Annotated in this window: 19 protein-coding genes, 1 tRNA gene and 3 pseudogenes; 14 read left to right on the forward strand and 9 right to left on the reverse strand. The window is 46.3% G+C overall.

Translation table 11 applies throughout. The features are described from left to right. The first annotated feature begins 96 nt into the window (after nucleotides 1-96). Together D791_RS11570 and D791_RS11575 are read left to right on the forward strand one after the other, a co-directional pair. On the forward strand, nucleotides 97-801 hold the full coding sequence (locus D791_RS11570; protein WP_036511799.1) for a response regulator transcription factor: 705 nt from the start codon (nucleotides 97-99) through the stop codon (nucleotides 799-801). A 3-nt stretch (nucleotides 802-804) separates the two neighbouring features. Then, nucleotides 805-2,109, forward strand: coding sequence for a sensor histidine kinase (locus D791_RS11575; protein WP_036511801.1), 1,305 nt, complete (start codon nucleotides 805-807; stop codon nucleotides 2,107-2,109). A 140-nt stretch (nucleotides 2,110-2,249) separates the two neighbouring features. Here the strand turns inward: D791_RS11575 and glnK (D791_RS11580) are convergent. The 3 genes and pseudogenes from glnK (D791_RS11580) to glnK (D791_RS11590) form a co-directional block, all read right to left on the reverse strand. Beyond that, nucleotides 2,250-2,587 (reverse strand): annotated as a pseudogene (glnK, locus tag D791_RS11580) (P-II family nitrogen regulator). Between the two features lie 206 nt (nucleotides 2,588-2,793). Then, a pseudogene (locus D791_RS11585) lies at nucleotides 2,794-4,058 on the reverse strand (ammonium transporter). A gap of 47 nt (nucleotides 4,059-4,105) precedes the next feature. Beyond that, nucleotides 4,106-4,444, reverse strand: coding sequence for a P-II family nitrogen regulator (glnK, locus tag D791_RS11590; RefSeq protein ID WP_036511803.1), 339 nt, complete (start codon nucleotides 4,442-4,444; stop codon nucleotides 4,106-4,108). Nucleotides 4,445-4,817: 373 nt separating this feature from the next. Here glnK (D791_RS11590) and D791_RS11595 point away from each other — a divergent pair, with 373 nt between their 5' ends. Together D791_RS11595 and D791_RS11600 are read left to right on the forward strand one after the other, a co-directional pair. Further along, nucleotides 4,818-5,111, forward strand: a complete 294-nt coding sequence (locus tag D791_RS11595; protein ID WP_051514467.1) for an accessory factor UbiK family protein — start codon at nucleotides 4,818-4,820, stop codon at nucleotides 5,109-5,111. A 31-nt stretch (nucleotides 5,112-5,142) separates the two neighbouring features. Beyond that, nucleotides 5,143-6,654, forward strand: a complete 1,512-nt coding sequence (locus tag D791_RS11600) for a YifB family Mg chelatase-like AAA ATPase (protein ID WP_036511806.1) — start codon at nucleotides 5,143-5,145, stop codon at nucleotides 6,652-6,654. On the opposite strand, the gene D791_RS11605 is transcribed toward D791_RS11600, so the two are convergent. Beyond that, nucleotides 6,623-8,149 carry a putative bifunctional diguanylate cyclase/phosphodiesterase gene (locus D791_RS11605; protein ID WP_051514468.1) on the reverse strand — a complete coding sequence of 509 codons (1,527 nt, stop codon included), beginning with the start codon at nucleotides 8,147-8,149 and terminating at the stop codon, nucleotides 6,623-6,625. The genes D791_RS11600 and D791_RS11605 overlap by 32 nt on opposite strands. A gap of 163 nt (nucleotides 8,150-8,312) precedes the next feature. Between D791_RS11605 and rep the strand changes: the two genes are divergently transcribed. Then, on the forward strand, nucleotides 8,313-10,328 hold the full coding sequence (rep, locus tag D791_RS11610) for a DNA helicase Rep (RefSeq protein ID WP_036511808.1): 2,016 nt from the start codon (nucleotides 8,313-8,315) through the stop codon (nucleotides 10,326-10,328). Between the two features lie 71 nt (nucleotides 10,329-10,399). On the opposite strand, the gene D791_RS11615 is transcribed toward rep, so the two are convergent. Next, the gene (locus D791_RS11615) at nucleotides 10,400-10,837 is read right to left on the reverse strand and encodes a c-type cytochrome (protein WP_081763848.1); all 438 of its coding nucleotides are present in this window, start codon (nucleotides 10,835-10,837) and stop codon (nucleotides 10,400-10,402) included. Between the two features lie 236 nt (nucleotides 10,838-11,073). On the opposite strand from D791_RS11615, the gene D791_RS11620 reads away from it, so the two are divergent. The 3 genes from D791_RS11620 (at nucleotide 11,074) to D791_RS11630 (ending at nucleotide 13,446) form a co-directional block, all read left to right on the forward strand. Further along, nucleotides 11,074-11,150 (forward strand) — tRNA-Arg (locus D791_RS11620). 545 nt (nucleotides 11,151-11,695) lie between these two features. Next, nucleotides 11,696-13,003 (forward strand): DUF1566 domain-containing protein, encoded by a 1,308-nt coding sequence (locus tag D791_RS11625; RefSeq protein WP_036511812.1) that lies wholly within the window; start codon nucleotides 11,696-11,698, stop codon nucleotides 13,001-13,003. 80 nt (nucleotides 13,004-13,083) lie between these two features. After that, complete coding sequence (locus tag D791_RS11630) at nucleotides 13,084-13,446, forward strand: hypothetical protein (RefSeq protein ID WP_036511814.1); 363 nt, start codon at nucleotides 13,084-13,086, stop codon at nucleotides 13,444-13,446. 220 nt (nucleotides 13,447-13,666) lie between these two features. Here D791_RS11630 and D791_RS19025 read toward each other — a convergent pair whose 3' ends face one another. Further along, the gene (locus D791_RS19025) at nucleotides 13,667-14,641 is read right to left on the reverse strand and encodes a hypothetical protein (protein WP_051514469.1); all 975 of its coding nucleotides are present in this window, start codon (nucleotides 14,639-14,641) and stop codon (nucleotides 13,667-13,669) included. A gap of 457 nt (nucleotides 14,642-15,098) precedes the next feature. Here D791_RS19025 and D791_RS20050 point away from each other — a divergent pair, with 457 nt between their 5' ends. Continuing rightward, nucleotides 15,099-15,251 (forward strand): hypothetical protein, encoded by a 153-nt coding sequence (locus D791_RS20050; RefSeq protein ID WP_157682342.1) that lies wholly within the window; start codon nucleotides 15,099-15,101, stop codon nucleotides 15,249-15,251. Nucleotides 15,252-15,615: 364 nt separating this feature from the next. Here the strand turns inward: D791_RS20050 and D791_RS11640 are convergent, their stop codons facing one another. Both D791_RS11640 and D791_RS11645 read right to left on the reverse strand, forming a co-directional pair. Continuing rightward, on the reverse strand, nucleotides 15,616-16,365 hold the full coding sequence (locus tag D791_RS11640) for a lysophospholipid acyltransferase family protein (RefSeq protein WP_202806865.1): 750 nt from the start codon (nucleotides 16,363-16,365) through the stop codon (nucleotides 15,616-15,618). After that, nucleotides 16,343-17,299: a LysR family transcriptional regulator gene (locus D791_RS11645; RefSeq protein ID WP_036511816.1), complete on the reverse strand. Its 957-nt coding sequence runs from the start codon at nucleotides 17,297-17,299 to the stop codon at nucleotides 16,343-16,345. Before D791_RS11645 ends, D791_RS11640 begins: the two co-directional genes overlap by 23 nt. A 107-nt stretch (nucleotides 17,300-17,406) precedes the next feature. Between D791_RS11645 and D791_RS11650 the strand changes: the two genes are divergently transcribed. From D791_RS11650 to D791_RS11670, 5 genes are all read left to right on the forward strand, one after another. After that, nucleotides 17,407-18,153 carry an SDR family NAD(P)-dependent oxidoreductase gene (locus tag D791_RS11650; RefSeq protein ID WP_036511818.1) on the forward strand — a complete coding sequence of 249 codons (747 nt, stop codon included), beginning with the start codon at nucleotides 17,407-17,409 and terminating at the stop codon, nucleotides 18,151-18,153. Nucleotides 18,154-18,716: 563 nt separating this feature from the next. Continuing rightward, complete coding sequence (gene gmk, locus D791_RS11655) at nucleotides 18,717-19,334, forward strand: guanylate kinase (RefSeq protein ID WP_036511820.1); 618 nt, start codon at nucleotides 18,717-18,719, stop codon at nucleotides 19,332-19,334. A 60-nt stretch (nucleotides 19,335-19,394) separates the two neighbouring features. Next, the gene (rpoZ, locus tag D791_RS11660; protein WP_036511822.1) at nucleotides 19,395-19,607 is read left to right on the forward strand and encodes a DNA-directed RNA polymerase subunit omega; all 213 of its coding nucleotides are present in this window, start codon (nucleotides 19,395-19,397) and stop codon (nucleotides 19,605-19,607) included. 96 nt (nucleotides 19,608-19,703) lie between these two features. Beyond that, complete coding sequence (spoT, locus tag D791_RS11665; protein WP_036511824.1) at nucleotides 19,704-21,827, forward strand: bifunctional GTP diphosphokinase/guanosine-3',5'-bis pyrophosphate 3'-pyrophosphohydrolase; 2,124 nt, start codon at nucleotides 19,704-19,706, stop codon at nucleotides 21,825-21,827. 53 nt (nucleotides 21,828-21,880) lie between these two features. Then, a complete protein-coding gene (locus D791_RS11670) occupies nucleotides 21,881-23,200 on the forward strand; it encodes an HDOD domain-containing protein (protein ID WP_051514470.1) in 1,320 nt (439 codons plus the stop codon). 11 nt (nucleotides 23,201-23,211) lie between these two features. On the opposite strand, the pseudogene D791_RS11675 reads toward D791_RS11670, so the two are convergent. Further along, nucleotides 23,212-25,148, reverse strand: a pseudogene (locus tag D791_RS11675) (ABC-F family ATP-binding cassette domain-containing protein). Nucleotides 25,149-25,160: the final 12 nt, after the last annotated feature.

Here is a 25,160-nt window from a genome sequence, read left to right on the forward strand (position 1 = left end):
TCATTCTGCAAAGTAGGGTGAGGACAGCGTAAAGTTTGGTAAAGCTTGTTTTATAAATATCAGGACCTTTTATGATGTGCTGAAAAGGAGAAACGAATGACTGACGAACGCTTACTGCTGATTGATGATGATGTTGCACTCTGTGAATTGCTCAGTGACTATTTAAAGCATGAAGGGTATCGAGTTGATGCGGTTTACTCCGTTGATCAAGCCCTGCAGCGTTTAAATGAAGGACCAGCCTACGACCTACTCATTCTAGATGTGATGATGCCGGGGCGCACGGGATTGGAGTTGTTGCAAGAGTTGCGGCCACGTGTTTTAACGCCAGTGATCATGCTGACCGGGCGTGGGCAAGAAATTGATAAAATTCTGGGTCTTGAGATGGGGGCCGATGATTACATGGCAAAACCCTGTAATCCACGTGAATTGCTGGCACGCATACGTGCTGTGTTGCGACGAAGTCAGTATGCGTCTGCTCATCAATCCCAACCGGAAGTTGTTATTTCCTTGCATGGTATCGAGTTAGATGCAGGGCGTCGGTGTGTCTTAGTTCAAGGTGAACCGATAGAGTTGACCAGTGCCGAATTTAACGTGTTGTATGAGTTAATGAAGCAAGCAGGCGTTGTATTATCAAAAGAGTTATTGACCGAAAAAGTCCTGCATCGAAAACTAACGGCCTATGATCGCGCACTGGATGTTCATGTGAGCCGTGTTCGGCAAAAGCTGGCACTGAGCTTAGGCAGCGATGTCGAATTGATAAAGACCGTTCGTGGGCATGGGTATTTGTTTGTTAAGGATTAGAGCATGAGGTGGTATCAGCATCTTTTTTGGAGGATATTTGCCGCGACTTGGTTGGTTAGTACCTTGCTGATGGGTGGTTTAACCTATCGTTTGTTGACCCTTAGTGAAGAGCGCCATTGGCAAGACATGCTGCATACGCGTGCCACATCTGAAGCGCAATTTTTCATTGAACGTTATGAGGATGGACTTTTATTTCTCAATGATACCCGCCATAAACGCGGCCGTCCTTCTCGGATATCTGTCCAGGTAACTGATTTAACAAACAATAAAGAACTGATCTCTTTCCGACGCCACTTGCCACCAGAGGCTATTCTGAGTTTTACAATGGATGCTGATTCGGGGAAGCGCTATTTAGTTGAGATCCCAATTCCTCAGGAGCGATTCTATTTAGTACGGATGTTACGTTTTACACTGTCTATACAAATGATCTCTGTCATGTTGGTGGCGGGGCTAATCGCATTGTTGTTAAGCGTTTGGATTGTACGCCCGATTAATCAGTTACGGCAGCATGCTCGAAATTTATACGATCAGCAGAATTTAAGCAGCCGTGCAAAGGGGCGCTTAAGCCGGCGCACAGATGAAATAGGTGAGTTGGCAAGAGAGTTTAACCGGATGGCTGATTATGTTGAAAATACGCTTACGGATCGAGAGCGCTTGCTGCAGGATGTCTCTCATGAGCTGAGGGCTCCTTTAGCCCGCTTGCAAATGGCGGTAGGGTTGGTTGAGCAGTCGCTTGGAGAGGAGCACAAATCCTTAGTGCGTATTAATAAAGAGTGTGATTACATGAGCCGCTTAATTGACGAAATTTTGTCATTTTCTCGAATCGGCTGTGAAACACTCTACGAGCCCCCCTATGCACTATCTGTGCTATTGGAGCAGCTTTTACAAGATGTTCAGCCATTAAAGAAAGCGCATCGACTGTTAATCACGACTCCCTCTGATACGATGATGTGTAACTATCGAAATGAATTGCTGTTACGTATGCTCAGTAATGCTTTGGTGAATGCACTGAAATACACGCCACCTGATGGCGAAATTGAATTGAAGATTGAGCTGGAGGGGGAGCGATTGCATTTCAAAGTGCTCGATAACGGTCCAGGTGTCTCTGAGGAGCTATTAGAGACCTTAATGGAGCCTTTTGTGAGAGGAAAAACATCAGGGGTATCCGACGGATATGGATTGGGTTTGAGTATTATAAAAAGAGGTGCCGAGTGCTTTGGTGGTGAACTGAAGATAGCGAATCGAGTAGAAGGCGGGTTTTCTTTAGATATAGCTCTGCCATTTGATCCCATCAACAAGGTCTGTTGATAAAAAAGGTATAAGTTAGGGATTTCATGGGGGTTGTGTTAATTTTTTATATTTAATTCAATTGGTTACTTGTATGTCTGGGGTGGCTTTATTCTGTGGATAAGTCTGATGCAGACGCACTGCATCAGACCCAGTCTAGATTAAAGGGCATCTGGACCTGTTTCACCGGTACGAATACGAACCACCTGTTCTAAGGGGGTCACAAAGATCTTACCATCGCCAATTTTGCCAGTATTGGCCGTTTTAGTGATGGCTTCAATCACTTGCTCAATCATCGCATCATCAATAGCGACTTCTATTTTGACCTTGGGTAGGAAGTCAACAACGTATTCAGCACCTCTGTACAGTTCAGTATGACCTTTCTGACGGCCAAACCCTTTGACTTCAGTCACCGTGACGCCTGAATTCCAATATCAGAAAGTGCCTCTCGTACATCGTCTAATTTGAAGGGTTTGATTACGGCTGTAATCAGTTTCATTCTATTCTCCTATAAATCCGGCCTGTGAGTTGGAAGCAGTGTCATAGCAATACCAAGGCAGTATTGAGATCAGTATACCTTGAATCCTTGTGCTAAGCATTGCTGAATCGAGCACAAAGCACAAGTACAAATGAAGTCCGCTCTTTGTTGATGCGCAGGCAATAAAAAAGGAGCTACGATGAGCTCCTTTTTATCTAAGGTGTTAATTACTTGCGAGTGGTTGCGAATTCTGGATAGGCTTCCATTCCGCACTCAGCAATATCGACGCCTTCGTATTCTTCTTCTTCAGATACACGGATACCCATGACTGCTTTCAGAATTACCCAGACGATCAAGCTAGCAATGAAGACCCAAGCGAAGATCGAGACCATACCTAGAATCTGAGCACCAAAGGTAGCATCTTCATTGCTAAGTGGGACAGCTAGAAGACCCCAGATACCCACGACACCGTGAACAGAGATGGCACCGACTGGATCATCAATTTTCAGTTTGTCTAAGGTGATGATTGAGAAGACCACGATGAGACCACCGACGGCACCAATTAAGGCAGCGCCTGGAGCGGATGGTGCTAGAGGCTCAGCTGTGATGGCAACCAGGCCAGCCAGCGCACCGTTAAGCGCCATGGTCAGATCTGCTTTTTTGAACCACAGGCGAGCAAAGATCAGAGCTGCAATCACACCACCAGCAGCGGCTGCGTTGGTGTTGACGAACACTTGAGCGACGTTGTTGGCTGAATCAACATCCGACATTTTCAACTCAGAGCCGCCGTTGAAGCCGAACCAGCCCAACCAGAGTATGAAAGTACCGAGCGTTGCCAATGGCATATTGGCCCCAGGAATCGCATTGATTTGACCGTCTTTACCGTATTTGCCCTTACGTGCACCCAGTACTAGCACACCTGCTAATGCGGCGGCTGCACCTGCCATGTGGACGATACCTGAGCCTGCAAAGTCAGAGAAGCCTGCTTCACTCAAGAAGCCACCGCCCCAGGTCCAGTAGCCACTGACTGGTAGATGAAGCCTGTCATGACGACGGCGAATGCCAAGAAAGCCCAAAGCTTCATACGCTCAGCAACAGCACCGGATACGATTGACATACAGGTGGCAACGAAAACCACTTGGAAGAAGTAGTCAGAGCGAGCTGAGTAGTAAGGTGCATCTTCATCACCTGACAGTACATCCGCGACACTGTTTTCATCGCCAATTAAACCGCCAAGGCTTGGGAATATGCCGCCTGCATCTGAGCTGTACATGATGTAGTAACCGCATATCAGATACATGGTGCAGGCAATGGCGTAAAGTGCGACGTTTTTAGTCAGGATTTCTGTGGTGTTCTTGGCACGGACCAAGCCAGCTTCGAGCATGGCAAAGCCAGCGGCCATCCACATTACCAAAGCACCACAAATTAGGAAATAAAACGTATCTATAGCATAGGCAAGGTGTCTAACCTCGTCCGCGGTGGCGAGAATCATCTCTTCCATCGTTTAGCCCTCCATCAGGCGAAAAGTGAAAAATCGTATTAGAGTGCGTCGTGGCCGGATTCACCGGTACGAATGCGAATAACTTGCTCTAACGGAGTGACAAAAATCTTGCCATCACCAATCTTTCCAGTTTGAGCGGCTTTACTGATTGCTTCGACCACTTGGTCAACGACATCATCGGCAATCGCTGCATCAATTCTGACTTTAGGCAAAAAATCGACAACATATTCTGCCCCACGGTATAGTTCGGTGTGTCCTTTCTGACGCCCAAATCCTTTGACTTCAGTTACGGTAATCCCCTGAATGCCAATATCGGATAGCGCTTCCCTTACATCATCAAGCTTAAAAGGTTTAATGATCGCTGAAACCAGTTTCATAAGAATGTCTCCCCTGGATACAAAATGTTCAAACTCATACTCGTGTGTCCCCCCTGTGCACAGAGATGGGTTCGCTTGCCAATACAATAGCGAAACCTGTGCCAATAATTTATTGTTGATTTTTTTCAATGCTTTAGGTGTCTTCAGTGCTCAGTAGGTGCTGGAATTAAAGCATCATAAATGTTCAGTCGTATGATTTAGGTGCACTCAAATCGTGCACGCACTTAAATGGTGCAATCCTGCGTATGCTTATTGAGATCACGGGAAAGAGCTGTCTTTAGATGCAGGCTGACGTCAGTTGAGGTAAGCTAGGCTGATTTACTCATGGGTCATCTAGTTTAGTCGGTCGTCGGCCAATCATTGGAGCAATGTCATGATTCATCAAAAACTGGCGGAAGGGTTCTCCGAACAACTGAGCCAATTCTTGAACGGTGCGAAAGAGTTACCGGGTCAAAAAGAGCTGCAACAGCAAATGAATACTCTGCTACAGGGGACGTTTAATCGGCTCGATCTTGTCACTCGAGATGAGTTTGAGGCGCAGAAAGCCGTTTTGCTTCGAACGCGTGAAAAGCTCGAAGCCCTGGAAGAAAAGGTTGCTCAATTGGAAATGCGTTTGGATATCGCCAGCCAAGTGACGCAAACTGGGTCAACCACTACAGAAAGCTAGGTTTTTTGCTCATTAACCAAGGAAGGTTTTTATGTCATTAGCGGTTCTATTTAGCCGTGCTCAAGTGGGCATTGAGTCGCCCCAAGTCGTTGTTGAGGTTCATCTCTCCGGTGGACTTCCCTCCCTATCCATTGTTGGATTGCCCGAAACCGCCGTTAAAGAAAGTAAGGAGCGTGTACGCAGTGCGCTTTTAACGGCAGGCTTTGAGTTTCCTCAGCGTCGAATTACCATAAATTTAGCCCCTGCAGACTTGCCAAAAGAGGGCGGTCGTTATGACTTAGCGATTGCAATTGGCATTTTGCAAGCATCGGGTCAGTTAAAGTGTAAATCGCTCGATCAATATGAAATGATTGCTGAACTCTCCTTATCGGGTGAGGTGCGTGCTATACGGGGTGCTCTGCCGGCATCCGTCGCCTGTGGGAAAGCAAAACGAAGTCTCATCCTACCCGATGCCTGTGCACAGGAAGCGCGCTTGATTGGGGATACCTGTGTCTTACCGGCAACTCATTTGTTGCAGGTGTTTGCACACTTACAGGGCAAACAACCAATAGAACCTTATGTTCCCTTGCCAGTTAACCTTGGCGTGACGACGGCCCCAGATATGGCTGAGGTCAAAGGTCAGTTACAAGCACGTCGTGCTTTAGAAGTTGCTGCAGCCGGTGAGCATAATATTCTATTCACAGGGCCTCCTGGCAGTGGGAAAAGCTTATTAGCATCCTGTTTGCCGGGTATTCTGCCCGAATTGACGATGGATGAGCGCTTAGAAGTGGCCGCGATTCATTCCATCGCGGGACATCAGGTTGATGCGGCATGTGCAGGTATTCGTCCGTTTCGCAATCCGCATCATACCGCATCCGCTGTTGCCTTAGTCGGTGGTGGCTCTCATCCGCGGCCGGGTGAAATTTCGTTAGCCAATAAAGGCATTTTGTTTTTAGATGAGTTACCTGAGTTTCCCCGTCGCGTGCTGGATGTGCTGCGAGAACCCATCGAAACAGGCTCGATCATGATCTCGCGTGCCACGCGACAGGTTTGTTTTCCTGCATCGTTCCAGTTGGTGGCTGCCATGAATCCCTGTACCTGTGGTTATGCGAAAGATGGAACGGATCGTTGTAGCTGCTCACCTGATCAAGTACGGCGTTATCAAGGACGCGTATCAGGCCCCTTGCTTGATCGTATCGATATACAACTTTGGGTGTCGGCCTTGTCACCGGACACTTTGTTGAATCGCCAGTGTCCAGCTGAATCGAGTCTTGACGTGCGCAAGCGAGTCGTTGCCGCCAGAGAGAAGCAGTTGAGTCGTCAGGGCTTTAGCAACCGTCATCTGAATGGCCGCTTGCTGGATCAGCATTGTTTGTTGACAGACGATGGCCAAGGACTTCTGACCGCGGCAATGAAAAACTTCTCATTGTCCGCTCGGGGTTGCCATCGAGTCTTACGCGTTGCAAGAACTTTGGCCGATCTAGCAGGTGACGAGCAAGTGCAAACAATGCACCTGCTCGAGGCTTTGGCGTTTAGAGGGCAGTTGCAGCCGATTGCTGATTAAGCAATTGAATAAACGCGGCAGGTGTAACGGGCGGGCTGTAATAAAAACCTTGTCCGAGAAGGCAGTCATGCTCGACTAAGAAAGCACGCTGCTGTTCATTCTCGACACCTTCAGCGATGATGTTTTTGTTCAGATTTTTACCCAATCGGATGAGGGTTCGGACAATTTCTTCGTCGTCGGCCTGCTGGCCAATGCCTGCGATAAAAGAACGGTCAATTTTCAGCGTTGAGATGGGCAGTTTTTGCAGCATTGAAAAGGAAGAGTAGCCCGTTCCAAAATCATCCAGTGAGAACTCAATGCCCAAATCGGAAATAGCCTTCATACACTGAATGACGTGTGCTTCATCGGTGTATAAGGCCGTTTCGGTAAGCTCAAATTCTAACATTTGTGGTTGGCTAGGGTAGAGTGTGATCAAACGCTCAAGGGAGCTGACCAAATAGTCATCCTGAAACTGTCGAAAGGACAAGTTGACGCTGACATGTCCCTCTAATCCGGTTTGTTGAAATGTCCGGATATCCTTGCCTGCTTGTTCCACAATCCAATACCCTAGGGGTACGATAAGGCCTGATCGCTCACAGAGCTGAATAAAGTGATCGGGTAAAATAAGTCCCAGAAGAGGGTGTTGCCAACGAATTAACGCTTCAGCGCCAATTATTTTGCCGCTTTTAAGGCAGACACGAGGCTGGTAATACAAGCAAAACTCTTCTTTTTGCAAGGCTCGCCAAAGCTCAGGTTCGAGTGCGGCGGTGGTGCGCGAGTGTCGATCTAGATAGTCATCGTAAATGGCAAAACTATGTCCATGGGTGTGCTTCGCACGCGTTCTGGCTAGGTTGGCGTAATTGATTAGCTGATCAACATCTTGATGATGCTGGGGGGCTAACACGATGCCTAGACTGCAAAATAGAGACACCTCGTGTGACCCGATTTGATAGGCGGGCGCCAGGGTTTCTAAGAGGTGATCAATCAGATGTCGAACATCCTGTCGTCGAGTTTGTTTAGGCTCAAAGTGGACAATAAAGCAGAACTCATCACTGCCCATGCGTGAGACAAATGATGCGGGTGCAAAGTGCAGTAATCGTTGGGCTAAGGCCTTCACCAACGCATCTCCCATGGCTTGCCCATATTGATGATTCAGCGTCGAAAATCGATCAATATCTAAGCTCACGAGTGCAAAGGGTGACGATAACTCCAGTAGTGTCTTTTGTAGGGATTTATAAAGAAAGGCTCGATTTCCAACCCCTGTAAGTGGGTCGTATCCATCAAATGGATAGGTAGGTTCTGGTGTCGGATCATCCATTGGCACAATTAAGTAACGTGTCGCCCCATGTTGTTTTGATTGACAAATGGCATCAATGGATGGAACGCGTGAAACAGACCCTATTTCAGATAAAAGTCGACAAAGCCTTTCGGTGATCTGGCTATTTTCGTTATTATCAACCAGAATCAGTTGGAATTCAGGAATAACTCGGTTATCCCTCTCAACAACTGGTGACATACAGTTACACCCTCGGTTATGCCTGCAGTCCTATTGCAGCCATACTCTGAAAACAACAGAGTCCATGTCATACTAGCGACTTAGATCAAATCAGAGGTTTGAGATTACCATGCTTAAGGCTCAACTCAAACAATTGTTTCGTACAAGTTAATGTGAAAAGTAGATGAATAGGCTAAACCCGCGACAAAAAGAAGCCGTGTTGTACATTGATGGACCCATGTTGGTGTTGGCCGGTGCTGGATCGGGTAAAACCAGTGTGATTACACGAAAAATAGCCTATCTCATCAATGAATGTGGCATTGAAGCCCGTCATATTGCAGCGGTTACCTTCACAAATAAAGCCGCACGTGAAATGAAAGAACGTGCCATGACCTTGCTGCAAAAAGGAGAGGGGCGTGGGTTGACCGTGTCTACGTTTCATAACCTGGGTTTAAATATTATTCGCAAAGAATACAAAGCCTTGGGGTATAAGCCCGGTTTCTCGATTTTTGATGATCAGGATACCAAATCCTTGTTAAAGGATTTGCTGTTGCATCAAGATGAGGATGCTGATCAGGTGGCCGATGTACAGCATAGGATTTCGGCTTGGAAAAATGAGATGTTGGATCCGCAGCAAGCGCTTTCGACTGCTTTGGTACCCCATGAGATCTTAGCAGCACGTGCGTACGAGGCGTATCAGCGGCATTTACGGGCCTACAATGCCGTGGATTTTGATGATTTAATTTTGACCCCGGTGCGCTTATTTGAGCGTAATCCTGAGGTGTTGGAGCGATGGCAGCGTAAAATTCGTTATCTGTTGGTGGATGAGTACCAAGACACCAACCTATCGCAATATCGACTGGTTAAGCAGCTGGTGGCGGGTCGTGGTGCCTTAACGGTGGTTGGTGACGATGACCAATCCATTTACTCTTGGCGTGGTGCTCGCCCTGAAAACTTGGTGCAGCTACAACAAGACTTCCCCAGTTTACGGATTGTTAAGCTGGAGCAAAACTATCGCTCTACGGGACGGATCTTAAAAGTTGCCAATATTCTGATTAATCATAATCCGCACGTGTTCGAGAAAACCCTCTGGAGCGATAAAGAATATGGAGAGCCGATTCGGATTATTCACAATCGTAACGATGATGCAGAGTCCGAACGTATCGCAACGGAAATTTTAGATCGGCATTTACGCCAACGCATTCCGTTTAAAGACTTTGCCATTCTTTACCGCAGCAACCATCAATCACGGATTCTGGAGATGAAGCTGCAGAGTTTTCAAGTACCGTATAAATTGAGTGGGGGAACGTCTTTCTTCGCACGCGCAGAAATTAAAGATTTGATGGCGTATTTGCGATTGCTGATTAATCGGAACGATGACAATGCCTTTTTGCGCATCGTCAATTTACCGCGCCGGGAGATCGGGCCGACGACCCTTGAGCGTTTGGGTGAGTATGCCAGCTCAAGGCAAATCAGCTTGTTTGAAGCCTGCGAAGAAATGGGATTGCAACAAGCCTTGCCTGCTCAAGCCTGTGAGCGGTTGCGTCGCTTCAGTCATTGGATAGCGCAGTTATATGAGAAGTGTCAGTCAGGTGATCCCATTGATGCCATACGTCAGATGATTCTGGATATGGATTATGAGGACTGGATTCGACAGAACAGCTCAAGCGAAGGGGTTGCTGAAAAGCGCATGCAAAACGTCTGGTTCTTGGTCGAATCATTAAAGAATACACTTGAGCGTTTGCAAGAAGAGGATCCCGATGCGGGGATCAATGATGCGGTGTCTCGTTTGATTCTGCTCGATCTATTGGATCGCCAAGAGGAAGAGGACGATTCAGATCGTGTGCAATTATTGACCTTGCATGCATCAAAAGGGCTAGAGTTTCCTCATGTGTTTTTAATGGGGATGGAGGAGGAGCTGTTACCGCATCGCAATAGTATTGAGTCTGATACCATAGAGGAAGAGCGGCGCCTTGCGTATGTGGGCATTACGCGAGCTCAAAAAACTCTGACACTCACCCTGGCTAAAAAGAGACGCCAGTATGGCGAATGGCAAGAATGTGCGCCAAGTCGTTTTATCGATGAGCTGCCGGCAGATGATTTAGAGTCAGAAGGACTGGGCGAGGTTTCTCCATCACAGAACTTAGCTCGAGGCCGTGCCACTATTTCAAGTTTGAAGAATCTATTTGACGATCTTTAGGAAAGATGTGTGAATAGCTGTCGATACCCTATCTAAGGATTAGGGTATCGACAGGTGTAGTGCAGAGCGACTTAGTCGTTGTCTAACATGTACTGAATTGTGCTCTGGATTTCGTCGTCAGAGCAGTCATTACAGGTTCCTTTAGGCGGCATGGCATTGATACCGTTAATCGCGTTTGCCATCAGTCCGTCCATTCCGTGATCGTTCAGTCGAGCGGTCATCGCGCCATCTCCGAACTTAGGTGCGCCCAAGATACCACTGCCGTGGCAAGCTGCGCAGGAGCGGTTGTAAATATCAGCACCAGAGCGACCCGCTGACGAAGACGCTGCCACAGCAGCCGCTGCCGGCGTACCGCATGTATCGTCTCCCTGGACACAGATTTGACCATGCGGCTTGATACGCTCGATGATGGCATCACGGTCTGCCGCTGCGTTAACAGCAGTGGCAAGAACCACGCCTAAACCAAGGGTGCACAGTGCAGAAGCAGCTTTTGCAACAAATTTGTTCACGTTGTAGACCTCATCACTCTTTTTAATAGTTTGCGTAGATGCCTATTGCTGTTCAGCCCTAAGAACAAAATCCATAGAGAGCAGAGCGTAGACAATACCGCTTATAAAATCAGTGGCTGATTATACCTGCAAATATCCCTTACGGAAATGCTGTGAAAATAGTTCTTAAGGCGTAAGACTTGGCAAGCTTAGATAGAATGCGTATTATTAGCGCCTCTTGGGTTATCTCTTCTTATGCGCCCGTAGCTCAGCTGGATAGAGTAGCAGGTTCCGATCCTGTTGGTCGGGGGTTCGAATCCCTCCGGGCGCGCCATAAGTGTTTGTTTTCTAAAAATCCTTGTTTTTTCTGGTTAATTTCGGAAGCTGCTACGCTATCCAGCTGAGCCACGGGCGCGGGTTGAAGAGCTGTCAGAAGACGCAAAACCGCAGTTGGTCACAATCTGGTCACAGTGGAGGGTGGATTAGGGCCGGAGGAGTGGTTCGTTGTTTGAATCCTTTGTGGCGATAGTCTGGATTTCTCAAATTATTGAGTTTGTTTGGTATCTTTCTCTGGTATTGCCCTTGCAAATCTTGAACGATCCTAGATACGAATTGTTCAAGCTCTTTGGCCTTTAACTTTTTCTTTTTACTCTGAAAAATCTCTTAGGTGGGCTAAAATTTTTGATGATAGGTAAAAGTACTTATATTAGTATATCAGTGCCTACTAAAACGCTACAGAGTACACCCCTTGCTATTTGATTTTACAGGATCGCTCATATCCAAGATGAGTTCTTCTTCAATACCTTCATAGCTAGACTGAACGCGAAACTAGGATGGCTTGTTTGACTTTAACCCATTCACATTCATGGAATCAAAGAGATGGATAAAAAATTCGTTGTAACAAAGCAGCTAAGCAAGTTTTTTCTCTTACTCACAGTGTTTTTAATTATCTTAACTTCTTTTCAAGCCTATGCTTCCAGTGAGCGCTATCAGATAGTTGAAGGTGGTAGTATTGTTCGTGATTTAGTGACAGGTTTGGAGTGGCAGCGTTGTAGTGTAGGACAGACATGGAATGGCAGTACATGTGTTGGTGCAGCATTATATTATAATTGGAGTGCTTCCTTGAATATGTCGGCTCTGGGAGGCTTCCATTTGCCCGACATAGATCAACTGGCAACGCTACTTTATTGCGTGCAGAGCGATCGATATGGATGGGAGGATGGTTACTCGCCATGTGGTGGTTTTGATGATCAAGTGCCTTCTATAAATAATCAATATTTCCCTAACACACCTAGGGATTGGTATTGGTCTGCATCATCTGGTTATAGCTCTGGTGTAATGGGTGTTCACTTTGGGCTGGGAGGTGTGTTCAATGGACTTACTTCCTCTGGTCACGTTCGTTTGGTTCGTGTCGCACAAGATGATTCACGTTATCAAATAATTGCAGGCGGTAGTGTTATTCGTGACTTGGTTACTAATCTAGAGTGGCAGCGTTGTAGTGTAGGGCAGACGTGGAATGGCAGTACATGTATCGGAGCACCAAGTGCTTTTAACTGGTATGAAGCGATGAATATTGAGACGTCAGATGGATTTGCTTTACCTGATCAGAATCAGTTGAGAAGTATTGTGTATTGCTCAAATACAAATAAATATGATTCTAATGGTAATCAACAAATGTGTGGACAATTAGGACAGTTTAATTCGCCTACAATTAATAATAATATTTTCCCTAATACACCAGCCAATAGTAGTGGTATATACTGGACATCATCAGAGTCATTTTCAAATAATCAAATATCAAATGTTTTATCATTTACGACTGGTGGTACATTGGTTAGTGAAAAGATAAATCCTTTCTCAGTTCGTCTAGTTCGTATGAGTCAAGAGAATATTCGATATGAGGTGATTGAAGATGGAAGTATTGTTAAAGACTTAGTAACAGGTTTAGAGTGGCAGAGATGTTCTTTAGGACAGAAATGGAATGGCAGAACTTGTATTGGTGGTCCAAAAAAACATTACTGGCAGGATGTGTTATCTTTTGAACCAACTGATGATTTTGTTTTGCCAGATATAGATCAATTAGCAACAATTGTCTATTTTTCAGATACTAGTGAATATGGTGCAAATTACGATACTTTAGACTGCATGATAGCTTTGAAAGTCGTACCTTTGGTTTACCACCTATAAATAAATATGCATTCCCAAACACATATTCTGGGCTTTATGCATCGTCGACTACTTTGCTGTTTCACAAGGAACGTGACGTTATGGTAGTTGACTTTAATTATGGTTGTGTAGAAAATCAACCGACAAATCACGGCACAACGTTTATTTTACGTTTGGTCCGCGTAGGTCAATCACTTGTTACAGCTAATGTAAATTTTGGTGGAGAGATAAACCATAATTCACTATCTTTGCTGAATGGACAAGTCGCTGAGTTCACTTTAACACCTAACGAAGGTTATAAAATCAACCCTAGGGTAAAAGGTAGTTGCTCACAAGGCCAGTGGATTAATGAAAATACTTATCAAACAGGAACGATTGTTAGTAATTGTACTATAGAGTTTGGTTTCAATGAGATTAAAAGAAATGCTAGAAAAGGATTGCCAGTTTGGCTTCTAGTGCAATGAACATAAAGTTTTCTTTATAGCTTTTTAGAAAAGCAAGGCTGTTGCCAGATGATTGACCGTAACAGCCTTGTTACTGTTTTGTGGTTTTAAAATCAAATTTCGAGCCGAAGGGAGTCACCCCTGGCTTTGTGTGGAGCCGCGTGCAGGTAGTGTTCAAAACTCTGTGTGCAAGGTGTTTTGGAGACTGAGGGGTACAGACCCCCGATTACCGCTACCCGTTCTAAATGCGAGGAGGTAGTATTTCGCTATACTCTCTGTTTGTACCGTCAAATGGAATCATCAATCGTTTTGTATAATGTTTAGTCGCATGTTCAATGGATAAACCACTTATTGTCATCGTTGCCGCTCCCAGTCCCACCGTTATACCCGTGCCCTCAAGCTCGACACCTTTCCCACCTATCATCTTCAAGTTGCGTAGCGTTGGTGATTCTATTTTTTTCGAATCGACGCTAACTCCAACCTCTGCTCCAGCGCACTCGAAGTGTTGAAATCCTATGAAATACTCCGCATATGTAGTAATTCTACCAACTTCCAGTGAGCCTTTTCTGAGTCTTAAATAGGCATTACCTGATTTCATATCAAGGTGTTCTACGATGATTTTACTCGGGGGGTCAATAACTAATTTAAACGCTACCTTTTTAGGCCCAGAGCGTATAGTGATTTCGTTTCCCTCAACGGTCATGTCCCATGCAGCTGGGTGACCAGACCACATGTTTTTTTCAATACGAAATAGCTCATCGCCTTTGTTGTCCGAAAATACACCAGTGATAGTTGGAAAAAATGCCCCATCTTCTGGTGGCTCAATAGCCAAGGCTGACTTTCCATCAATTTCAATTAAGGCTTTTGCACCATGGAATATGCTTGAACCGAGAACCACTGTTAGTTGCTGAGTATCAAGCACAAAGTCGTCAAATGGTCTTTTTGCAGAGGCATCTCGCTGAATATTTTCGTATGCATTTCTGACACTAAGTTTAGATACCTGCCCTTTTGTCACTTTGTCATGACATCGACCACACAGCAGACAAATGTTGACAGCTGTGTGCTCCTTGGCGTCATTAAATTCTGGAGAAATATGTTCATACTGGTAAATGGCAGATCGACATAGAACACAACCAAATTTTGAGCGGACACGCACATCTCGGGCTATTTGGGCAGGGATATAGCGAGAAAGTCCATGTTTGTTTGTTGTGCTCAAGTTTAGCTCCAAGTGACGTTAACCGTCCGTTTTATGAGGTATTTAATACTACAATATATTTGATTCTCTTAAACGATAGACTACAACAAAAGCCTAATCTAATGACCTACTTGACCATATCAGAAGGTTTGCATGTTTCCTAGATAAATTAGAGATAAGGTGCTTATGTCTTGGTTGATCATGGGAGGCAGTCGTTTAGTGGTTTTTTATGATTAAGGACTTTCAAATACTGCTAGAACAACAGATAAATAAACCGTTGGTCACCCAGGCTAAAATTCTAAGGGGAACCCAGTAACCGCGCTGGTTCCCATCTGTTCTATCAGCGCCAGCAACCCTCAAAAATCCACTCTGGTCACAATCTGATCACACTGGTCATAAATTTCACCCGACACCGTGTGACCGGTCTCCTAGAATCACATCATCTTAACAACTTGATTATGATTTGTCGGAGCATTCAATGGCAACAGTCCGTAAGTTACGCAGCAAGTGGCAGGCACAAGTTCGAGTCAAAGGACATAAACCACAAGCCAAATCCTTCACCCTGAAATCCAGCGTGGTGTGTTTGTGGATACAGTTGTGGCTGAGCGTATGGCTGTTAGAGACGCGATAGAGCGTTATCTGTGTTGGTATCAAGCTATTCCGAAAGATATTATGGCCGTTAAAACCAGAGCTCAGCCATTAGATTACGGGCTATGGGGAAGGCATAGGGCTTGCGATTCATGACAAAGTTGCTGATAGGTATTGATTGGGGTAATTGTGCCATAATTCCCATGTGGAGTAGTGATCTGAACCACATTTGTGAACTCCACAAATTTCTCGAAAGATTGAATGAAAACTTAGCGATAGATTGCACGAACCTAGCGGAAATCTTACTGAAATCTTTACTTCGTCCCTGATCTTCCTTATTAAGCTAATCCGTTATTGACTGAACTGAGACGACTTTTTACCGCTTATACCCGCGTAGTGTGAACGGATTAGGCTATATCGGCATCTGCATTGCCTGTCGTGGTAAAGGTACCGAGGAAGCCACCGCGCTTGCGCTTAAAATCCAGAAATCCCATCAGAATCGGTACGCCTGCACCATGGGCAATATGATAGAAACCGGTCTTCCAGTTGTCGACCTTACTGCGTGTTCCCTCTGGAGGAACAAGCAGAAACATCTGCTCGCTGGCGTTCATCTCGTCGATAGAAGCCTGCACCATATTATTGGCTTTCGAGCGATCGACAGGCAATCCCCCCATCCACATCATCAGATGTCGGAAGGGTGGTTTGAAGATGCTGTCTTTGCCCATCCAGTAAATTGGTGCTTTGATCACGAACGCAACCATCAAGGTAAAAGGTAAGTCCCAGTTGCTGGTGTGCGGTGCGGCAATCATCACGCACTTTTTCAGATCAGCAGGAATTTCACCTTCAACTTTCCAGCCAGCAAGACGCAGCGTAATAACAGAAATGGCACGTAAAAGGTGCCGAACAACAGGCGTGTCGAACATTGTACGGTGCATAATAATCCTATTGGCAATGATTCTTAGCAGGTTAATGTCCTTCCCTGGCAGCCGCTTCGCATCATACGCATGTTTGTGACGTGGATAAAGCAGTCGGTTGACCATGATTCTTTTGACGAGACTAGAGTGGTCGGACATGGTTTGTCTTACGAATATCCTCGACTCCCTCTGAAACCTCTCTTCTTTTAAGGTGTTGTCTTTATCGAGAAGTGCCGTCTGCATCCTTGAGTTCTGCTAATGCAAGGGTGAGATGCTCACACAGAAATTGCCAGACTTCATTGACCGCACGACTTCGTGCTTGTTTACCTAAACACACTAAGTGAATAGGAGCTGCATCGGTGTGTTGCCATTGCACTAATACAGGGACGAGTTTTTCCGCTGCGCGCTCAGGCAGGATTAAAGTTGGGTCGACCCGAATGACCCCCAAGCCCATACACGCCAATTCGACTAAGGTGCGGGCATCGTCAGTCGCGATAGAGGGCGAGATCTGCAGCGTTTGGATCTCGCCATTCGGGCTGCGAAAGTGCCAGTGATCCATGGCCAGTTTTTGATGCCGAAAAATTAGGCATTGATGAGAGGCCAAGTCATCGGGCACCTCAAGCTTGGGTGCATGCTTAAGATAATCCGGGCTGGCGAAGCACGCCCATGATTTGGTGCCGACACGGCGCGCAACTAATGATGAATCAGGTAATTCTCCAACTCGAAGCGCGATATCAACCCCAAGTTCAATCAGGTTAATGACTCGATCATCAAGATTGATTTCTGGCACGATCTCAGGGAAACGCTGCTTTAAGCGAGGCAGTAAAGGCAATAAATAACGTTGACCTAGGATGGTTGAGCTGCTTATTCTCACAGGTCCACTGGGTTTAGCGTGCGCTTGCTCGGTTAGCTTGACGGTATTGCTAAGCAGCTCAGTTAGTGAGTCGGTGATGGCGAGCAACTCTTTGCCTGATTCAGTTAAATTTAGCTGACGAGTACTGCGTTGTAATAATCTAAGCCCAAGCTGATTTTCAAGCTGGGCAATTCTCTTGCTGACAGAGGAACGGGGGAGTTGCAGGGCATCTGCGGTTGCTTGAAAGCTGCCTAACTGAGTGACGCGACGAAATATATACAAATTAGGCAATTGCAGATGCAATGTGCTGGTATCGATATTCATATACATTCCTATATGGAAACAGTGAGTTTCTTTTTTCGTGCCTTATTGGAACCTATTTTGCGAGGTATGCTTTTCTTCGTCAACACTAAATACTCAGGAAAGCACGCATGCAAACTACGACTCAAGCCAAAACGATATTAATCACAGGTGCCACCGCTGGTATAGGCTTGGCTGCCGCTCAATCTTTATTACACCAGGGTGCTCGATTAGTCATCACAGGGCGTGACCAAGAGCGTTTAAATCACGTTGTTACGATGCTGGGTGGGAATGTCATTCCAATGCTGTGTGACAGCGCCAATATTGAACACATCCAGCAAATGGCTAGTCAGCTACAACAAGACAATATCAAGCTTGATGGTTTGATTTTAAATGCGGGGGTGTTTTACCCTGCACCTTTTGAACAAATGACAGTCGATAATTTTAACACCACCATGGCTATTAATTTTAGCGGTCCAGTGTTCACCCTGCAGTCCTTGCTACCCTGTTTAAACAACCCGAGTAGCGTGGTGTTTATTTCAACTGTCGCAGTGCAAAAGGCATTTTCCGCCGCTGGTGTTTACAGCGCTAGTAAAGCTGCGTTCGAAGGATTTGCAAGGGTGTTAAATCTGGAGCTCGCCGTGCGGAATATCCGTATTAATTCGATTCGTCCAGGTGTCACTGCAACTGAAATTCAATCAAAAGCAGGAATGGATGATGCCACAATTAGTGACTTTTTTGAGTCATTAAGCAGTACGCCCGTAGGCAGAGTGTTAACGCCATCGGATATCATTCCTGCCATTAACTATCTAGTTTCGGATGCCAGTATGGGTCTACGAAATGCTTACATAGATATTGATGGTGGATTTGGGCTTTAATGGAAGCATTAGATGGGGTGCTCTGAAGTAAATAGGTCTCTATTTGAGCAGATGCCATCTCTTGATAATGAAGAGGCGATGCGATACTCAGGTATTTAGGTTTTTCAACCGACATACAAAATAATCACCCATCAAACCGCGCCCTGAACCATCATTTTAGGAAAAACTCCTATATACACTCCAAGCCGAATCACAGAAAATAGCTTCAAGACAGAGCGCAAAGGATTGCGGCAAGCTCACAGGATGTGAGCCTCTGTCCTTTCATGGATGGTTAAGGCTGCAAGGACGCAGCTGCACGGATGCAGTTCCTACTTTATCTACGCTCCCCCCAGCCCGCATTATCTTACGGCTCTAGCAAATACGCCACAGTTCTGAGCCGAACCTTGCAGTTTCTTTTTCTTGCCTGTGCTAAGCATTTTCCTCTGCTCTTCTAGACGACTAAAGGCTCTAAGGTGATATAATCACATAAAGCTTCAAGGTATTTGATGGCAACTTGTGCGCTTGGCAAGCTGTTTATTGCAGACGTTAAACGTCTTAACAAAAAACATAATAAGGAACAGTAGATGACACACTTGGGTACGTTATACATCCTTTCAGCCCCATCTGGTGCTGGTAAGACAAGCTTGGTTCGTGCTTTATTGGCAGAGGATCAGCAGGTCCGAGTGTCTGTCTCTCATACAACGCGTGCCATGCGTGTTGGCGAAGTCGAGGGGCAAGATTATAACTTTGTCTCGCATGATGAATTTAATGCCATGATCGAGGCTGGGCAGTTCCTTGAGTTTGCGGATGTCTTTGGAAATAAATACGGAACCTCTCAGGCTTGGGTTGTCGATCAGCTTAAGCAGGGTGTTGATGTTATTCTTGAGATCGATTGGCAAGGGGCAGCACAGGTTCGCCATTTAATGCCAGAAGCAGTGTGTATCTTTATTTTACCTCCGAGTCGAGACACGCTTCTGCAGCGGTTGAATGCACGTGGGCAAGATTCTGAAGACGTCATCGCAGGGCGAATGGCTGAAGCGGTCAGCGAGATGAGTCACTACCCAGAGTTTGATTACTTAATCGTGAATGATGATTTTTCGACGGCACTACGCGACCTACACAGCATCTTTGTTGCTCAGCGCTTAAAGCAATCATATCAGCAGGTGCGTTACGCCTCCCTATTGACAGATCTCTTGTCATAGTAGGCTTCATTGCTTATACTAATACGTTCGATAAAACTGTTTAATTTTTCTGAGGTTGTTATGGCCCGAGTTACTGTAGAAGATTGTCTTGATAACCTAGAAAACCGTTTTGAGTTGGTGATGGTGGCGTCAAAGCGCGCTCGTCAGTTGGCAACAGGCGGTAAAGACCCCAAGGTCGATTGGGAAAACGACAAGCCAACAGTTGTCGCGCTACGTGAAATTAGCGCAGGTCTGATTGATAGAAGTATTTTAGATAATCTAAACGACCACTAAGATACATTTCCCTCTTTTACTCATCCTATTTATGCGGCATCATCATCCATTCAGACAAATGCTTCGTACCTTTTTTGTCTGTTAATGGGAGCGTGAATGCCGAATATCGATGACTTATCTCAGCGCCTGACGGATTATCTGGACACAGATCAGATCAAACAGGTCAGGCGCGCCTATTTCTATGCTGAACAAGCGCATGATGGACAGCGTCGCAAGAGTGGGGAACCTTACGTTACCCATCCGCTAGCGGTTGCGTCGATTTTGGCGGGCATGCATATGGATCATCAAAGTTTGATGTCCGCGATGTTGCATGATGTCATCGAAGACACCGAGATTTCCTATGAAGGGATTTCTGAACAGTTCGGAGGTGCCGTTGCTGACATCGTCGATGGTGTGTCCAAGCTCACGCATTTGGAAGTTGAAACACGAGCCGAAGCTCAGGCCGAAAATTTCCAAAAAATGGTCTTGGCAATGGCGGAAGATATTCGCGTGATTATCGTGAAGCTGGCAGACCGCTTGCACAACATGCGTACCTTAGGTGCGATGCCGCCTGTTAAGCAAAGGCGAATCGCTCGGGAAACCTTAGACATCTATTCGCCCGTTGCCGCCCGTCTAGGAATGCGAGATGTGCAAGTTGAATTAGAAGACCTCGCCTTCCAAGCCTATCATCCCATGCGTTCGCGCCATATTCGTCGCGCTGTGGTCAAGGCGAGAGGGCAGCGAAAGGACATCATCTCCCAAGTCGAAAAGGCCATTCAAGCGCGTCTGCAGCTCGAAGGGCTAAAAGGCACAGTCTCTGGCCGTGAAAAGCACCTCTATAGTATTTATCGTAAGATGAAGACACAGCGAAAAACCTTTGTCGACATTATGGACGTGTTTGCCTTTAGGATTGTGACCGACACAGTTGATGATTGTTATCGGATACTTGGAGCGGTGCATAACCTATACAAGCCAGTGCCGGGACGTTTTAAAGACTATATTGCCATTCCCAAGGCGAATGGCTACCAGTCTTTGCACACAGACCTCTTCGGTGCGCGAGACATCACGATTGAAGTTCAGATTCGAACCCGCGAGATGGATGCTGTTGCCAGTCAAGGCATCGCAGAACACAGTCACTATAAAATGTATGGGGATTCGGCGAGTGCTGTGGGTTCCTATAACCGTGCCCGCAAATGGGTTCAAGGCCTGCTGGAAATGCAGCAAAGGGCTGGCGACTCAATGGAGTTTATTGACCACGTCAAAAAGGATTTATTTCCAGATGAGGTCTACGTGTTTACGCCTAAGGGGCGTATATTAGAATTGCCGAGAGGGGCGACTCCAGTTGATTTCGCTTATGCAGTGCATACAGATATCGGTAATTCCTGTGTGTCCTGTCGCATCAATCGCCGTTTAGCGCCTTTATCCCAGACCCTTGAAAGTGGACAAACAGTTGAAATTGTCACCACGCCTCGAGCGCAGCCAAATATGGCTTGGCTGAATTTCGTGGTAACAGGAAAAGCGCGTGCCAGTATTCGTCATTTCTTAAAAAATCAACAGCGCCATGAATCTGTTGAACTTGGGCGACGTTTGTTGAATCAATTTTTGAGTAATTATGGCTCGAATGTTGACAAAATTGACCCGCAAAAGTTGGATGAACTGCTGCGAGAGGCTCAGTTAAATTCGCTGCAAGATTTATTTGAAGAGATTGGTATGGGTCATCGTATGGCCTATGTAGTGGCACGTCGTTTAAGGCCTGACGTTCAATCCGATGAAAATGCAGAGATTCAGCCAGACCCCAAATCGCGCCCGATTGCGATTAAAGGAGCCGAAGGCATGGTATTGCAATATGCAAAATGTTGCCAGCCCATACCGGGGGATAATATTGTTGGCCATATTAGTACGGGTAAAGGCTTGGTCGTACATCGGACTGATTGTGGTAATATCGGTGCGCTTCGTGATGATCCCGAAAAATGCATTTACTTAGAATGGTCGCAAACAACCAATGAAGAATACGCAGTGACGCTTGTGCTTGAAGTTGAATCACAACGCGGCATCATTGCAAATCTGGCATCGGCGGTTTCAGCAGCGGATGCGAATATTTTAAAAATAGACAGTGGCGAAAAAGAGGGGCAGATGTGCAGCGTGCAGTTGGTTTTGGCTGTGACGAATCGTGTACATTTGGCAAGGATTATACGCAATCTGCGTCGTTTACGTTCGGTATTCCGCATTACACGGCCTTAGTTGGGTGGTGGGATTGGACGCTGCGATGAGTGAGTGTGTAGAAACAAACATTGATGTGGGGTATTAAATTGTCTGTTGGTGTGTCTTTATTACCAAAAATTGAGCCGCAGGTGTTACGTTTAGCCCTGCTACACGATAAGCAGGGTAAGGTATTAGTGATTTTACCTGCCAGTGCGCTGCTCAATTTAGCATCTGTCTGGCGCGTGACAGGGCGACTGCTTCAGCCCGTGAGTGGCAGTGATTCAATTCGTTTCTTCAGTCAAGGCAATTTACTCACTGAACGAGCGCAAAAAAAACTGCTTTCCCTCAGCCTTATGGTCGATATCAGAGCCTATGATTTGCCCGAAGTCGAGTTTTGGGAACCTTACACAGGGCTTCGATTCACCCCTAAAGCCTCTTGGTATTCCAAGCCTGACTTTCAGGGTGATTTGAGCGTATCGAGTGAGTCTATTATGGCTCAGGTACCCGCTGTGAGTGATGTCGAAGCAATTTCACTCGCATTGGAGCGCTTTTCGGCGCTACGTGTTAAGCAGCGTTTGGATGAAACGCTTGCATTGCCTAGCTTTGGCCCCACAACGCAGAAACTTGTTAATTTGCGCAGTGATCCGAGTGCCAGTGTGCAGGCTCTGATCAATATAGTCAGACTCGATGCCTCCTTATCTGCTCAGGTGATGAGCTGGGCAACCTCAGCCTATTATGCCGCTCCTGGTAAAGTGGATTCGCTTGAGGATGCTGTGATTCGTGTATTGGGCTTCGATCTGGTCGTGAACTTAGCTTTAGGCGTTGCCATGGGCAAAGTGTTGCATATTCCCGATACAGGCGTGAGAGGTGCAACGCCCTTTTGGTTGGAGTCGATTTCTGTTGCGGCGTTTGCTGAACAGCTCTCTTTACGAATGCCCGTCAATCAGCGACCTAAGCCCGGCTTAGTGTATTTATCAGGCTTGTTGCATAACTTTGGTTATCTATTGTTGGCGCATTTGTTTCCGGCCCAATTTTCGACCTTGACGCGTTACATCGAAGCCAATCCTCACTTATCCATCCATTTAATTGAGAAGCAACTATTAAAGCTGACGCGAGAGCAGCTTGCGGCTTGGCTATTTGAAAGCTGGAAGTTACCCGCTGAAGTTTGTCATGCGATACGCTTTCAAAATGAAGACGATTCAAATGCCTATACGCAGCTATTACAAATCTCAATTCAGCTGCTCAGACAACAGCACCTATGTGACGGTCCCATTGACGAGCATATCGATGAAAGTGTTTTGTCCCAATTGGGTCTTACGCTTGCAATCACGCAAGAGGCAATGACTGAGTTTCAAGATCATTATATACACCTTGAAGCACTCTCTAAGCAGTTTATAGCGGAACAGGATTGATGCTACTGCACTCAGCCCATTTGGCTGAGTGCGGCTTCTTTCTCTTCATATTCCTCTAAGCGCTCCATCCAGTTTTCTTCGGTTTCGCTGAGCTCTTTTTGCAGCTGTCGTTGGCTTTCTAAATGCTGAGTAAGTTCGGCCTTGCGGGATGCACTGTATAAATCAGTATCGCTGAGTTTTTCTTCGAGTTCTTTTAGTTTCAGTTCAAGTGTGGCAATTTTGCGTTCATCGTGTTCGATGAGTTGCTTTAAGGGGCGCAGGGCCGCTCTCTGCTCGGCTTGCTGGCGTTTCAGTTCTTTGCGCTCAGCCGCCGTCAATGAGCGGTTGCTTGATGCATCCGTTTCATCGGGTTTGCTCTCTTCACTTTTATCTTGACGTCGACGCTGGGTGAGCCAGGTTTGGTAATCGTCTAGATCTCCCTTGAATTCAGATACTTGTCCATCGGCCACCAGTAAGAAACGATCAACGGTATTGCGCAATAAGTGCCGATCATGTGAAACCAGAATCAATGAGCCTTCAAAGGATTGCAAAGCGAGGGTGAGGGCATAGCAGACTTCAAGATCCAAGTGGTTGGTCGGCTCATCCATGAGGAGAAGATTTGGCTTTTGCCATGCAATTAACGACAAGGCCACTCGTGCTTTTTCTCCGCCTGAAAAGCGCTTAATTTCCGTTAATGCATCATCACCAACGAAACCAAAGCTTCCTAGAAAATTACGTATTTCTTGATCTGTGGCTTGAGGGCTTAGGCGTTGCAGGTGAAGAAAGGGGGATGCGTCGAGGTCTAAGGCTTCGAGTTGGTGTTGTGCGAAGTAGCCGATTTTTAAATGCTCCCCAGTCGATTTTTCGCCCGACATGAGGGATAAATCACCGACGAGGGTTTTAATAAAGGTCGACTTGCCCGCCCCATTGGGGCCAAGCAGTCCGATGCGCTCACCTGGGGTGAGTGATAACGATACCTTCTGTAGCACAGTGGATGCGGCGTAACCCAGATTGGCTTCGTATAGGGTTAAGAGTGGCGAAGATATTTTATCGCTGCATTGAAAACTGAAGCTAAAGGGGCTGTCGATATGTGCAGGGGCAATTTGCTCCATGCGCTCAAGTTCTTTAAGACGGCTTTGCGCTTGCTTCGCTTTACTGGCTTTAGCGCGAAAGCGTCGAACAAAGCTCTCAATCTGCTCTATACGCTCTTGTTGTTTTTCAAACGCAGCTTGTTGCTGTGATAAGCGTTCCGCTAAGGCGCGCTCAAAAGCCGTGTAGTTGCCTTTATAAAGGGTCAATTTTTTGGCCGACATGTGCACAATATGACTGACAACATTGTCCAGAAAGTCTCGGTCATGTGAGATCAATAAGAGTGTGCCTGGGTAGCTTTTCAGCCATTGTTCCAACCAAAGTGTGGCATCTAAGTCCAAGTGGTTGGTTGGCTCATCAAGTAATAAGAGATCTGAGCGGCACATCAAGCGCGAGCAAGGTTGAGACGAATGCGCCAGCCACCAGAGAATGAAGCGACAGAGCGATTGGCATCAGTGGGCTTAAATCCCAGTCCTGATAGTAACTGATGGGCACGTGCCTCGGCACGATAGCCGTCAATACTTTCGAGTTCGGCATGCAATTCGCCGATGCGCTGAGCGGATTCGTGATGACTTTCGGCCTGCTGCAGTTCAGTTTGAAGTTCACGAAGGCGCAGGTCACCGTCTAAAAGGTAATCGATGGCGCTCTGATCTGACCCAACCACCTCCTGAGCCATATGAGACAGAGTCAGGTGACTGGGCATCAATAAGTCGCCCGCATCCGCGTGCAGTTTTCCCAGCAAGAGTTGGAAGAGCGTTGACTTGCCCACACCGTTGCTGCCAATAATACCGACTTTCCAGCCGCTATGAAGTGTCAAGTTGGCTTCGTCTAGTAAGAGCTGAACACCACGTTGTATGCTAAGGTTCTGTAACTGAATCATTGTGCGGATTTA

Source organism: Nitrincola nitratireducens (assembly GCF_000585235.1).
Lineage (GTDB): Bacteria > Pseudomonadota > Gammaproteobacteria > Pseudomonadales > Balneatricaceae > Nitrincola > Nitrincola alkalisediminis.